Below are 13,785 nucleotides of genomic sequence, written 5' to 3' on the forward strand. Positions count from 1 at the left end.
AAGCAAAGCTCCCCCCTAAGACCAAGCCCGCCGATGCCTATAAATTTTTAGACACGCAGATCGACACGGGGGGTTCAGTGAGTTGGACAAGAGATTTAAAAAGGAAATTTTGCAAAAAGGACAAGTTAGCAGAGATTGATTTAAAGTTTATCCGCATCATATTAAATTTGCTTTACGGATCAACTCTTCAAAGACATAGCCCATTCCTAAATTGCTCAAACCCTGATGAACTACCTTGCCTTGATTGTCTAAAACGGGAGAAATGGAGAAATTCACTTTAGTGCTACAAAATTCTTGCACAAGCTCAAACAAAATACCGGCTTTGTCTAAGGTATCTAACTGGACTTCAAATTTAAATTTCTCTAAAATGTCCTTAACATTGGGGCTAAAGCCTTCTAGGTAATTTTTGAAATTCGCTTTAAGCTCTGCGGGGTGGGCTGTGAGCTCTTTAAGGGTAAAATGAGATGTGTTGTAAAAGTCAAAACCACTTGCCTTGCATAAATATTTATGTCTTTTTGGAAAGCCTTGCTCCTCGTCTTCCCTCTGTTTTTGCAACACCTTTACTTTTGTGGGTTCTAGCACGGCATCTAGACGCCTGATCACGGTCATGGGCAAGATCACATCGCGGTACTTGCCCTTTGTGTAATGATCCCTTAGCAAATCTGCGATATTCCAAATAAAATTGACAATGGGTTGAAATTGTGTGCCATCCATAACTCTCTCTCCTTTGATGAAAAGGCAGAAAAGACTAATCCTTGATTCTTGTTCTTGAACATTTAACATTCTAGCACAAGTGCTGCCAATGGATTAGTTCTTGGTATCGTGTTTTAAATATTTTTTGTCATTTAGGCATTTTGCGTGTGGCTAAGTATTATTCATAGTTTGTAATTTAAATTGAAAAATAAATAAGAGTACACTAAACACAATGATCAGAAAAAAGAAAGCAACACAGACCCTAAAACCCCGTATAACACCCCCACCGCCCTTTGGACTAAAAGATTTTGAGAATAAATCATTAGAGCAAAGAAAATTTAAGCCTTGGCAACACCTAGAACACACCTTGCAGGGTGTGCCACCTGCTAGCGTGCTGTCTTGGGATTTGGATCGGATGTATTTGTACACTCTATGCAAAGTTTTAGGAAGTATTGGACGACCCTCTTATGTCTTTTTACACACAAAGCCCTCCTATCTTTTGGAGAATGTCCCCCATTTTAGGTCTCTAGCAGATCGCCCTACTTTAAAATACGAGGATTTATGGATGCGCTTAGGGCATTTGTTAAATGAACACACTCTTGTTTTTGACACACAATGGTGCAAGAATGTATATTTTAAATTTGCTTGGGACAACATCACCACTTCCTTACAAGAACGCAGAGAAAAACAAGAGGAGTTGAAGGTGTGCAGAGCACAATTAAAAAAATACAATGCGCAATTAAGGGAACACCGACACGAAAGACTTAAACGGCGCATTGCTTCTAGCTTTGCCATGGCAAAAAGAGGAATAAAGAGAAAGGATAGATAAAGCACCCTAGCAGGCTTGTTATCTAACCCATTTTGTGCGGCATTCTTAGCTAGTCGTTGGTGTTTTAGCCAAACCAAACCCCCTCTTCTCTCTCTTAATCCGCTCCAGCTCTTGCATGCTCGAATTAGAGTAGCTCAAAGCCCTTTGCCCCCCAAACTCCTTAAGACCGATCAAAGTCCCAAAATACTTTTTCATAAAGGGATTTGCCCTTTCACAAAAACGATAAAGATACTCTAAGTCAGGTTCAAGATGCATGGTGCAGTAAAATAACCATTCTTCAAAGGCATTGACAAGCTCTGCGGTGTCTGTTTCAACTTCTTGGAGTTTAGCTTGTAAGTCTTGGTGTTCTTTCTCAATCCGTGTGAGCCTTGAATACTCTTTACTGGAGATAAACATCCCTTGCTCGGGCACTTCTGTCTGTGGGTCTAAGATTTCATAAATCAAACTTTGAAAGCGCATTAGGTTTTCTTTGCTCAAAGCCTCGGAATACCTTGCTAATTGCTTGCCGCTCTTTAAATCCAAAGTGAAAAACCACACTTCATAAGCGACAGGTGTGATTTTGGTGTATTCCAAGAGGGCAAATCTCGTAGAGCGGGCAATTTTACCGATTAAACGGGTGATTTGACTATGGGTCGTGTGTTCATAGACATTAAAGACAAGCTTTAATAGTGTGTTGTCCTTTAGTGGAGCAAATCCACTTCTTCTTCTACCCTGTCTGCGGTCTTTGCATTCTTTGGATTTTTGATAAAGCCTTTCAAAACGCTTTAAACTTTTGTTTCTAAATAGGCCTAGTGGGTGTCTTTTGGGAGGCGGAGGCGTGAAAAGATCGAAGCGGTGATCTACTGGAACCTTGGGCACTTCTAGGTAGTTTTTATTGCGCCCTCTACACACGATGACAGACAAAGCAGGTTTTTGTTGCGGACTATTGTTATGGTTTGGAGATTCTAACAAAATCAACCTTTTTAAGAAATTCAAAAAATGTTTATACACAAAAACCTAATAAAAATCAAGTTCTGCGTTTAGTGTGTGAAAATAACTATTTGTTTATACACTTAATATTTATTTAAGCTAGAGTGTTTTAACATGGTTGTGTTTTTCGATAACCTTAATAAAAACTGAAATGGAAGCGATGCAAGAAGTGGCAAAAGTAGGTTACTTTGAGTTGAGAGAGTTTCTCATTAGAAAGGATGTGCGTTACGATTTAGCAAAACGCATCAGCAAGCGCATTTTTAAAAATGGGGGCAAGTTGCCTAAAAATTATGCCCTTGCTTTTGCCAAAGAGCATGAAATCTATGCCAAGACTTTGTTAAAAAAACAGGGCAGAAAGTTAGGAGATGAGGCTTGGGACTTTCCTAAATTAGGGGAAGAAAGGGAAGTCCAAAAACTTGATTTTTCCCAAATCGCCCAAGATTGTGGAGATTATTTCTTCTTCCCCCAAATCTGTCAAGAACGCCAAAGCATAGAACCCAAACAACTTTTTGCAAACTCCGCTCAAATTGAAAAATTTATATGCGGGTGCTTTTCCTTCTCTAAGCAAATTTGCGATCATGTCGCCCAGCATTATCTAAAGAGCAATTATGGAGGCTTGTTTGGCGATTTTAAAATCCCCTTTGAAACTTTTAAGCAAGATTTATTAGAGACTTTTAAGGGCAATGATTTTGAGTTGCACAAGGCTTTTTGTAAATTACAACCCTATTGTGTGGATGGGGATTTGGTGTTTGCGATTACACCCAATGCGAACACTCCAAAAGCCTCATTACCACGAGAACCCATGAATCACTTCTTAAAGTTTTTAGAGAAACAAGAGAAGAAGGATGGAGCTGTTCTTAAACGCTTGATCGACATTTTATGCAAAAAACCCCTAGATTCTACACCATCACATTCATCTAAAAGACTCATGCGCTTGTGGCTAGAAAGAGATTGTGGGTTTTTAAAGTTCGCGCATATGCCAAGACTAGACAGAGCGTTAAAAGATGCCCATATCTGCTTTGCAAGCGTATCTCATCCTACACAAAGTACACACCACTATTACTTCCCTGTTGCTTTTAGATTGTGGGCTTTTGCACGCTTAAAAGAAATTTTGAACAAATATAACTTTAGAGGCACGCTAGAAGCCTTGTTAAAACAGCTCACATCAATGCAGCGAACGATATTGTATCGCTTACAAGACAAATCCACTCCCTTGATGATTTGGCGTTGTGTGTGCTTTTTACTCAGTCATTTACAACTCCCCTTGCGGATTTTAGGAAAAGATGATGGATGGTGTGTTGATAAGGCTTCTAACTTTTTCCCCCTTGCTATCTCTTTAAACCAAAAGTCCACACCCATACACGAGATACGCACTTTGCTTACGTTGGACAACCTTGGAATCAATAAGGGCAGCCCCTCTACACAAAGAAAGCAGCCATCCTCAATGTCTGAAACGACCCAAGAAGAACCAATGACTCAAGAAGAATTTGATGAGTGGGAATACCAACAATATGAGGCTCTTGTAGAGGAAGAAGAAAAATTGTTATCTAGGATGCTAGAAGATGGCATATATCCTTTAGATGAGCCACAAATTTCTTACACTCCAGAGATACTCTACAAATACTTGAACTGTGTGAGCGGTCAAGAAGAGGCTAAGAAGGCACTTTGTGTCACGATTAGCGACCATTATGCCCGCTTTATGGGGCAACCTTGCATGCCTAAAACCAACATGCTTTTAATCGGGCCCTCAGGCAGTGGTAAGACTTTCATGACCACCACGCTGTTAAAAAAGCTAGACATCCCCTACTACATCGCCGATGCTTCTAACTTAACACCTACGGGGTGGAAGGGTGAGGAATTGATGAGTATCTTTGTTGGGCTGTATGTGAGTGCAGGCAAAAACATAGAAAGAGCCCAAAAAGGGGTGATCTTCTTAGATGAAGTGGATAAACTGGGCATGGAAGTGACTAACGAGCAGTTTAAATCTTTGGTGCAAACTGAACTACTAAAGCCCATGGAAGGGCACACAGTCACCTTCACCCACGATAAACAAGACATCACGCTTAAAACCGATGAAATTTTATTCATCTTTGCGGGGCATTTTAAGGACCTTTATACGAGCTTAAATACAACAACACAGCCTAAAAACTCCATTGGCTTTACAAACACGAAGCCTACACCGCCTAGTACAACTTCAAGAGAGGTGAGCAGTCAGGATTTACAACGCTGTGGGTTGTTTAGAGAGTTTATCGGGCGCATTGGCAATGTTGTGGTGTTAGAGCCTGTCGATCACAAGATGTTATCTGATGCCATTGACAACGAGTCCAAACCCTTCAAAGACAACTTTAGAGAGCATGGCAGTGTCTTAGAAATTGATGAGGGAGCTAAAGAGGTGCTCATTAAGAAGGCCATACAAGAGGGGACGGGCATGCGTGCCATCAAAACCCTTCTAGCCAAAATCATCCATCCTTTGAGATTTGACATGGAAAGGTGGCGTGGCTACAAGTGCATCATCACGGCAGAAACCATCACAAACAAAAAAGAGCCCATGAAGATTCCATTGAATACATCTAAGGAAAATGGTTAATGCTTGGGTGTTTTAAAAATGGCAAAATACAAATTTTATTACAAAGGAGAAGAGATGTTGTCTAAATCTAAGTTTATCCAGGGCATGCAATGCCCTAAAATGCTGTGGTTTGCAGAACACAAACCAGAGGTTTTAGAGAAAGCAAAGGAGGCTCATGGAGAACTGGAAGATAAGATACAAGAGGGCAAAGAGGTGGGGCAATTAGCACAGAAGTTATTCCCTAGTGGAGTGGAAGTGGCTCAAAACGCAAACATAAAGCAGATGGTGGCACGCACACAAGAGTTATTGAAGCAAGGTGTTAAAACCATTTATGAGGCCACCTTTGAATATCAGGGGATTTTTATCAAGGTAGATATTTTGCAAGTAGAGAGCGATGGTGTGGTGCTAAATGAGGTGAAAAGCTCTACGAGCGCCTTTAAAGACACCAAAGCGAAACCTCCCAAAGAGGCGTATCTATGGGATTTGGCCGTGCAATACTATGTCTTGCAAGGTTTAGGTTACAACATTAAGGTGGTTTACTTAATCTGCCTAAACAACACCTACACGAGACAAGGGGCGTTGGATTTAGAAAAGTTGTTTTTAAAAAACGACTTTTTAGAGTTTGTCAAGGATTTTCAGGCCCAAATGCCTGAGCATTTAGAAGGTATGCGTCAAACCCTAGAAAACCCACAAGAGCCAGATACCGACATTGGGGCGCATTGCAATAAACCCCATGAGTGCTCGGCTAAACATTATTGTTGGGAGAAACAGCGGGGGATTGTAGGGCATGAACATATTTTTGCCATTGCAAACCTCAAATTTAGTTCTAAGGTCATGAAGTGGTATAAAGACAAGAAAATCTTTTTTAAAGATTTAAAAGAGAAGGACATCCAAGATCTCACAGACAATCAAAGAGTGCAGGTAGAATGCGCTTTAAATGGCAAGGCACACACCGATCAAAAGGAGATTAACAAGTTTTTGAAAACCATAAGATACCCCGTCTGTCATTTGGATTTTGAAACTTATAAACCCGCCATCCCTCCATTTGATGGCACCAAACCACATGGGCAAATCCCTTTTCAATACTCTATCCACATCGATCATGGCGATGGCAAACTAGAGCACAGAGAGTTTTTAGCCGAGTGTGGCACAGATGGGCGTTTAGAATTGGCCCAAAGATTGGTGGCAGACATCCCTAGCGGTGCGTGTGTGCTGGCTTACCATGCACAATTTGAAAAGGGAAGATTAGAAGAGTTGGCGCAATTATTCCAAACAGCGCATCCAGACTTAAGTAAAGCCTTGCTTGCCATCAGTGCAAACATCATTGACTTAGAAATCCCTTTTAGCAAGAAACACTACTACACTCCAAGTATGCATGGCAGTTCTAGCATTAAAGAGGTCTTACCTGCTTTAGTGCCAGACTTTGAAAGGGCTTATAAGGATTTGGAATTGGTGCATAAGGGCACAGAAGCGATGGCCATCTACGCCAAAATGCCTAGCATGCCAAAAGCCGAACAAGACAAATACAAAAAAGCCCTTTTGGAGTATTGCAAGCTAGACACCTTGGCGATGGTGAAAGTGTTAGAGGTGTTAAGGGGGGTGTAGGGGGTCCCTTGCCTTTAGTAGAAGGCAAACCATTTACACGCCACTAGCCATGTTTCAAGTAAATTATATTTTGGTCGCTGTCGGCAATCATGTTAAATAAAGGTGGAGTTTTGTCAAGGAGCCAAAACATGAAGTGGATAGATGGCATGTTGGATTTAATGGGTGCTATGGAAGCAGACGAGACAAAGTGGAATTTTGAAGCCAAACTTGCCAAGAACTTTAGTAGAGACGATGTGTTGCTAGGGGCGATTAGAGCCATGACAGAGGAGGATTCTTTTTTTGATGAGGGCAGCTGTGATCGCTTTAGAGTCCTAGGCATCCATAAACATTTTGAGGATTGCGCTGATCTGCAATCCGACTTAATCAAGGCTAGAATCGACACGCGTGGGGATAAGGTCTATTTAACCTTGGTCTTTCTTTTAACTTTGAGCCAATATGAGTGCGTCTTTGATTGGGAGACAAAAACCTTTATGGATGGCTATAGCTGGGACGATTCTTGTGTGGATGACATCATAGCCGTACCATTCGAGCAATATTTTGTAGATGTGCGTTTGCATTTAGACCTAGAGAGATACACGATCGATCATTTTTGGGAGCAATTTAGAATCTTGTGCGATTACCTTAAGAATATGTTTTTAGTGCGTAAGCCCTTAAGCGATCCCAAGTTTATCATGTCCGAAGTGAGTGTGCGGTGCGCGCATCGAACCTGTGAAAAAGCCAAAAACCACGGAGACTATGTCAATATCTCAGACCTATTAAGAAAAAAATACCATAAAGAGCAGAAACCCAGGACCATCGCTAAACCCTTACCCGCGTTTTCGCGCTATATAAACAGCGTAGAGGTGTATTTGGACGCTGTGGCAGGCAAGGGTTATGGTTTTATAGTGCTTGAAGATGGCATACAAACCGATCGTGGGGTCTTTAAAGACAGCATAGCGCATGTTTCACGCTTACAGGTTTTGGCTCTAAAACAAGCAGTGCAAAATGTGAATACAAAAATAGGCGATGGTGTCGGCATTAAATCTTTCGTTGTGAACAGCAACCATAGCCAAATGTTGCGGCAAAAACTTTATGGAGGAGATATGGAGTTGTGTTCTTTGAGAAGTTCTTGGGATGAAAACGAAAAATTTCAACACACTTTTGATTTATGCTTTTGTGAAATGAAAAAAAGCCCAAAACTCGGAGAATTGAGGGAATTTCTAATGAAAGAGCTGGGCTAGATTATACGCGGTGTTTTGTGCACAAAACAAAGATTTTTAGGCAGCCTAGATAAAAATCTTTAGCGCAACTATAGAGGACACCAACCACAGCTTACGCTTGTGCGAGAGTTGGCAAAATTTCAGTTATTGGTACATAAGAGGGGCTTTAACCACCTAAGCACTACAGGGCTTCTCTTGGCGCACTATACAAACAAAGGGAGATTTTAAGAGGCTTTCGTTAAGCCAGTAACATAAAACTTGATTCCAAAATACTTGTATCTTTCTTCAACCATAGCAATAGCATGACGCAACAGTTTAGCGCCACCAATAAAATGATTATCACTTCCAAGTTGTCCTAGTGTCATGTATGGTAATCTCTCTAAATGAGACTATTATTATCACTTTAACACTTATTTCTTTTTATCAAGTTATATTTTTAAACAATAAATATTGTATTAAACACAATAATTAATATTTTAAATAATATCTAATCTATTATAAATTATCACTCTATCGCCCGCTTTAGCGCAAAGCTTTGCATAATGGCGCACCCTAGTGTACATGTAGGTGTGTCGCCTTGTGTTGCTTTGCAAGATCACAACACTGACACAAAAAAATCCCTAAAGAAACTTTAGAAAAAGTCTAAGCAATTTTTTGCCCCTTGTTTGCCATGTGCTTGCACGCTCTCTAACACTTGCCGTGCATGTGTTTGCATCGCTACGAACACATGGGTAATTCTTTAAGCACAGCGGGCTGACTTAGTATTTTACAAACTATGCACGACCCTTAAAGGGACGCTACGCTTAGTGCCTAGTTTGCCCTTGCAGGGGGCTAAAAACACCTTCTCTTGCGTCCACTCTGTGCCTTCGTGGGCGCGCTTTTTGTGGGAAAAAACTTCATTAGTTTTTTACAACCCCTTTATACTTTATGGCCTTTTTCAAAAAAATATGCTAGAACACGCGGTAGCAAGAGGTATATATAAAGCCTCCGTTTTACATGGAGAGGGTTTTATGAATACTGAAACGCAAGGGCAAGACCAAGAACAGCAACCACGACCACCTAAAAAACGCAACCGCAAGCCACAGAGTAAGGGCGCAGCATATTACGAAGGTTTGAGCCCCCGCAAATTGGGTGTGTGCGTTAATTCTCTCATGGATAGATACAACAAGGCGCACAACGATTACATACAAGCACAGATCAAATTAGAGGAAGCGCACGCACAAGTGCAGTTCTTTGCCAATGAAACGCAATTAGCTAAGAACGCCTTCAACAAAAAAATGCGCAATGGCGGGCAAGCAAAGCTTGTTGTTAGCCCTGCTCAAGCTCCAAATGTAAATTTAGCAAACACTTCTTGGCAATCCACACAAGAACCTAAACAACCCATAGAGAACGCCGAAGTGGCAAACGCTGATTTAAAGCCCACCTCTCAAGATGAATATGACATGCCCTTTTAGGTTAGTGTAAATGGCAAAAGCAAGTATCCATATTGAGAAACGCAAGAACCCCAACCAAGAACGCTATAACGATAGAAGTATCCCCCCTAACTATCTTTTACCCGAGCACTTGAGAAAACCCATAGAGGTTTGGAATTATGCAGATCAAGCTTTAGAGCTCAAGCAAGCCATTGTCCTAAAAGCGCAAAAGGATTACAGCAACACCCACAATGGGCGTGCGTTTATTGCCACAGACTTTAATTATACGGGAATAGTGAATTTGGAGGCGCACCACACCCTAGAGGAAGTTAAGGCTTATGTTGCTGAATTTCATAGGCGGTATGGCTGGCAATGCTACCAAGCTGTGATCCACAGAGATGAGGGCGACCCCGACCCTTTAGAGGGAGGCGTTACCTACAATTACCACGCCCACCTAGAGTGGATCACTTTAGATGAAAACAATGGCGAGAGCCTAAAGCGCAAGTTTCACAAAAACCGCGGAGCTCTTAGAGATTTGCAAACATGGACAGCGGAATTTTTTAAAATGGAGCGGGGGGAGCTTGTAGAGATCAGCGGACACAAACATGTAGATGGACGGCAATACGCCACCATCGCCAACGCCCAAAAGAAGCGTTACCGCGCCAAATTAGAAAAGGAAAAACAAAAAGCCAAAAAGGAAGCTCAAGAGGAAGCCCAAAAGCAATACGAAAAACACCTTAGCCCCGATCAAGTGAAAGCACAACGCCTAGAGGATTTTAAAAGCCTTTGCTCTTTAGCGGGCATGGATAGCAAGGACATACCCACAAAAGCCGATGAAGCCAAAGCTGGCCTTGAGGCGGGCATTAGGCAACTTACGACAAATCTAAGCACACTTTGTGCGCTTGCAAGCGGAGGCAAGCCAAATACACCTAAAGTTGTTATGGAAAATTTCACTAACCTAGAAACCGCTATAAACACCGCTTACAGCGCATTGATTGAGGTAAAAGGCCTAAACAATGAGCTTACAACCCTAGATAAGAAGAGCCATAGAAACCAAAGCGCAAGAGGTGTTAAAAACCATTGAAAGCCAAAAGACCACGCTAGATACACAAAACACAGCCCTTGAAGAGCGCAACAAACAAGTTAGCGATCAAGCGGAGGAAATCGAAAGGCTTAATCGCGCGCTTGCCGGCGCGCTTGCTAACAAATCCCAAGAAAGTGTGCAAATCAAAGCCGATGCACCTACAATGATTATCCAAGCCTCCACGCCCGCTGACAACAACATGGAAGTTTCAAAAAACATTGATAACAAGGGCGAGGCCTCTATAAATGCAAAGCACTCCGCTGTTTTTAGCATGCCCCTAGAAACCGCCCAAAATGGCGCAAAATCCGCCCAAGAACTCGTAGAAATTGCTCCAAAAGACACAAGCTCTGCCCAAGAACCCGTAGAAACCCCATTAAAGGCACAGAAACGCCCCTAGAACGAGAGGGACAACAAGGTAAGGCCTTCCCACTTCTATTACACTCACAGCCATAGCCTAGCTCTTTAGCTAGCAAATATATGGGCGGTAATGTGCGGTCGTTATGTTGTAGCTGTATGTTGTTTGTAGGTTTAAAATTGATTGAGGCAATGTTTCCCATTGTTGCACTCCTCATGTGTTTGCCAAAGATTTTAGCGCATTATGAGCGCAAAATCATTTTTGTTTTTACCTTTAGCTCCCTGCAAGGGCAAACTAGGCGGTGAGCTTGCGGACGAAAACCCCGATATGAGGGGTCGCCTAATTCGAATTAAGCGGTCTGTTTTACAGAACGCTTGCAAGCTCGTTCCGCTGTCCCCATCACTCCCTTGTATAATTTGCTTGAAATTTGCCTTTATGAGATTGTCTATTAAATTTCTTGCTAGCCTTAGCAAATCTGTATTAGAGATTTTGGGATCGCCTGTTAATTGTTTTACTTCTTTTGGCGTGAAAACCACAAAAGTGTCTTGCTTATCCTTTAGACGGTTAAAAAGGCTAAATAGCAAATTATTCTCGAGTTCACTTAAATGCCCTAAATTGACTTTACAGATGTTGTTGTGCATGACAATTTGGTTTTTATTAACAATGCTTAAGTTCTTTGCAAGTGCAGATGGGATGTCTTTGGAAGCCAAAAGCCCTCGTCTGTGAATAACTTGTGGATCTTGCACTATAAGGGCTGAGTCTTTTTGTAACTCTTACTGTGGGGGTTCTTTAGGAGGGTCTTGTGGGGCACAATTTTTGTAGTGTTGTTTTTAGTGGTGGCAACAGTTTGTGATTTGTCCCTTGGATCTATCTCGGTTCGTGTGGTTAGAACACTTTGCATATTATCTATACAATCTCTAATACCTATTTCTAGCCCCTCTTGTAACATGGGACTTGTGGTGCTGTCTAACTTCTCTTGTAGTTCGTTCATTAAAGCATTAAAGTGCTTTAGGCGTTTTATAGCTTCTTGTGAAGTGTTGATCCCCTCTGTATCATTGCTTTCCCACTCGTTAGACAAAAATGATCTGCACTAATTCTTTGAGGATTTTTACCTTTACCGGGAGTACTTTTTAAGTAAATCAGGGTTGTTGGTGTATTGGAGTTCTAAAGTGCTAAACCCACCTAAGTCGTTCTTTAGGGTTTTAAGCCGTTGAACCAAGGTGTCGCTATCCATTTTTATATCTTGTCTAATTTACCGCAATTTCGTTGCCGAAAGCGACTCTTATTGATTTTTTTACTTAAGTTTTAATGCCAAATCTATTCGGTCTTAATATATAATTTTAAAAAGTTATGCTAAAGACGGAATTTATAGCTTTAATATGCGGAATTTATGGCTAAACCCTCCCTCGCCGTACATTAATATGCCTTAAAAAGGGTCTAAAAAAGCTATCTTTTTAAAAGCCGCGTGCGGGCGCGCACTTGCCCGTGTTACATATTTCCTCTTTCTTCTGTGAAAAAAATTTTTTGAGTTTTGTTGAAAAGTTGGTTGAGTGAGTTTAAGGTAAGCCAAGCTTGCGCTTGGCATCTATAAGTCTTGGGGGCAAGCCCTAAACCCCCAAGAGAGGGTTTTGAAATGAGGATTAAATATTTAGTCTTTAAAGTGTCTATGGTTGTGGGGGTAATCATGTTTCTTGGGGAGAGGGTGAAAAACTGGTCAATTAGGACAATTATATCTTTGGATAACAAAATAGAGAGAAGCCATAAAACAAAGATAGCGTTTAAAGCGCTTTTAAAGGGTCGTAGAGTGAAAGGTTAGGGGGCGGGAGTTCAAACTATGGTTTATGGGTTAAAAGTGGTTGTGAGGCAACAACAAAATAACAAAAAATAGAAAAAAACACTGGACTTCAGCAAAAGTTCACCAAGCTAACAAACCAATCAAACTCCCCCACACCTTAAAGGAATCAACATAAAACTAAACCTTGATCTAAGTTCTGCAGTCTACTTTTTAAGCAGCGCTTCCACGCCCGAATACGCTTGCACAAAATCAGGCAGGCGTGTACCTTGAATGCTGATGGCATTTAAGGTAGCATTGATTTCTTGCATTTCGCTAGGGCTTAACTTTAACGCACTAGAAGCGGTGTTGGCTAGCATGTGGTCTTTGTTTGTTGTGCCGGGGATGGGCACGATATAGGGCTGAGCTAACAACCACACTAGGGCAATTTAAAGCGGGTGTGGCGTTTTTCTTTAACGCCCACTCTTGTAACAAATGGACTAATTTTAAGTGGGGACTCACTCTACAAACTCACCTATTCGGTGTTGAACGTCTATGTCTTCTAACAGGCTTGCCATTTCTTGTATAAGGACGCACTGTAACTATTTTTCTACCTCCCCTTGTCTGTGCCATTGCATCACCACCTTTCTATGACAGACTTCCTCAGATCGGTTTAAACAAGATTCATCAAATCCCCCACAGCCCCCGCGACATCCTCAATGGGGACTTGTGGATCGACTCTATGCTGGTAGAGCAAGTCAATGTAATCGGTGCGCAGTCGTTTAAGCATATTATGCACGACTATTTTAATGTGCTTGGGGTCGCTGTTTAAGCCGGGGAGCCGTTTGCCCGTTTTTTGATCGATATTCCAATCAAACTTAGTCGCCACCACCACCTGCTTTCTAAAGGGCGCGATCGCCTCGCCTAAAATCCTCTCAGACTCAAAAGGTCCGTAAGCCTCTGCTGTGTCAAAAAAAGTTACCCCCTCCTCAAAAGCTCGGCGGATCACGGTGATCATTTCGGGGCGATAGGGTGTAGTGGTGTCGTATTTGCGTCCCATGTTCTGCACCCCAAGCCCCACACAAGAAACCTCTAATTTGCCTAAAAAACGCTTTTTGGGCGGATTTTTAGGCACTATCTTTCTCTGCCCTCTAGCCTCTAGTGCCCCCAAAGGGAGCAAAGACCCCCAATGAGTCACTAGCTAGCTGCGCCGCTTGGGTTAAGCTCTTATTTACCCGTTTTTCGGCTAATTTTTGGGGCTATCTCTCCCCGAGATAAAACCACGATAAAGCAATTTGGGCG

Annotated in this window: 13 protein-coding genes; 7 read left to right on the forward strand and 6 right to left on the reverse strand. The window is 41.8% G+C overall.

Annotated features, from left to right (window positions below):
• Positions 1-156: 156 nt before the first annotated feature.
• Complete coding sequence (locus tag QSJ47_RS05355; protein WP_285602670.1) at positions 157-714, reverse strand: type I restriction-modification system subunit M N-terminal domain-containing protein; 558 nt, start codon at positions 712-714, stop codon at positions 157-159.
• A 211-nt stretch (positions 715-925) separates the two neighbouring features.
• Here QSJ47_RS05355 and QSJ47_RS05360 point away from each other — a divergent pair, with 211 nt between their 5' ends.
• Positions 926-1,522, forward strand: coding sequence for an ATP synthase subunit B family protein (locus QSJ47_RS05360; protein ID WP_285602671.1), 597 nt, complete (start codon positions 926-928; stop codon positions 1,520-1,522).
• Between the two features lie 45 nt (positions 1,523-1,567).
• On the opposite strand, the gene QSJ47_RS05365 is transcribed toward QSJ47_RS05360, so the two are convergent.
• Entirely contained in the window at positions 1,568-2,473 is a 906-nt protein-coding gene (locus QSJ47_RS05365) for a hypothetical protein (RefSeq protein WP_285602672.1), read from the reverse strand.
• 178 nt (positions 2,474-2,651) lie between these two features.
• Here QSJ47_RS05365 and QSJ47_RS05370 point away from each other — a divergent pair, with 178 nt between their 5' ends.
• The 6 genes from QSJ47_RS05370 (at position 2,652) to QSJ47_RS05395 (ending at position 10,754) form a co-directional block, all read left to right on the forward strand.
• Positions 2,652-5,078, forward strand: coding sequence for an AAA family ATPase (locus QSJ47_RS05370; protein ID WP_285602673.1), 2,427 nt, complete (start codon positions 2,652-2,654; stop codon positions 5,076-5,078).
• A 54-nt stretch (positions 5,079-5,132) separates the two neighbouring features.
• Positions 5,133-6,662 carry a DUF2779 domain-containing protein gene (locus QSJ47_RS05375; RefSeq protein WP_285602674.1) on the forward strand — a complete coding sequence of 510 codons (1,530 nt, stop codon included), beginning with the start codon at positions 5,133-5,135 and terminating at the stop codon, positions 6,660-6,662.
• Between the two features lie 128 nt (positions 6,663-6,790).
• Positions 6,791-7,882: a hypothetical protein gene (locus QSJ47_RS05380; protein WP_221271269.1), complete on the forward strand. Its 1,092-nt coding sequence runs from the start codon at positions 6,791-6,793 to the stop codon at positions 7,880-7,882.
• 989 nt (positions 7,883-8,871) lie between these two features.
• Positions 8,872-9,315, forward strand: a complete 444-nt coding sequence (locus QSJ47_RS05385; RefSeq protein ID WP_221271270.1) for a hypothetical protein — start codon at positions 8,872-8,874, stop codon at positions 9,313-9,315.
• Between the two features lie 10 nt (positions 9,316-9,325).
• The gene (locus QSJ47_RS05390; protein WP_285602675.1) at positions 9,326-10,357 is read left to right on the forward strand and encodes a plasmid recombination protein; all 1,032 of its coding nucleotides are present in this window, start codon (positions 9,326-9,328) and stop codon (positions 10,355-10,357) included.
• The gene (locus QSJ47_RS05395; protein ID WP_221271272.1) at positions 10,341-10,754 is read left to right on the forward strand and encodes a hypothetical protein; all 414 of its coding nucleotides are present in this window, start codon (positions 10,341-10,343) and stop codon (positions 10,752-10,754) included. Before QSJ47_RS05390 ends, QSJ47_RS05395 begins: the two co-directional genes overlap by 17 nt.
• 191 nt (positions 10,755-10,945) lie before the next feature.
• On the opposite strand, the gene QSJ47_RS08215 is transcribed toward QSJ47_RS05395, so the two are convergent.
• From QSJ47_RS08215 to QSJ47_RS05410, 4 genes are all read right to left on the reverse strand, one after another.
• Positions 10,946-11,353: a RepB family plasmid replication initiator protein gene (locus QSJ47_RS08215; protein WP_352155311.1), complete on the reverse strand. Its 408-nt coding sequence runs from the start codon at positions 11,351-11,353 to the stop codon at positions 10,946-10,948.
• Positions 11,354-11,457: 104 nt separating this feature from the next.
• Positions 11,458-11,790 carry a hypothetical protein gene (locus tag QSJ47_RS05400; protein WP_221271274.1) on the reverse strand — a complete coding sequence of 111 codons (333 nt, stop codon included), beginning with the start codon at positions 11,788-11,790 and terminating at the stop codon, positions 11,458-11,460.
• A gap of 920 nt (positions 11,791-12,710) precedes the next feature.
• Positions 12,711-12,923: a hypothetical protein gene (locus QSJ47_RS05405; RefSeq protein WP_221271275.1), complete on the reverse strand. Its 213-nt coding sequence runs from the start codon at positions 12,921-12,923 to the stop codon at positions 12,711-12,713.
• A 233-nt stretch (positions 12,924-13,156) separates the two neighbouring features.
• Positions 13,157-13,618: an aldo/keto reductase gene (locus QSJ47_RS05410; RefSeq protein WP_221271276.1), complete on the reverse strand. Its 462-nt coding sequence runs from the start codon at positions 13,616-13,618 to the stop codon at positions 13,157-13,159.
• Positions 13,619-13,785 lie beyond the last annotated feature (167 nt).

The organism is Helicobacter sp. NHP22-001, assembly GCF_030270165.1.
GTDB classification, from domain to species: domain Bacteria; phylum Campylobacterota; class Campylobacteria; order Campylobacterales; family Helicobacteraceae; genus Helicobacter; species Helicobacter gastrofelis.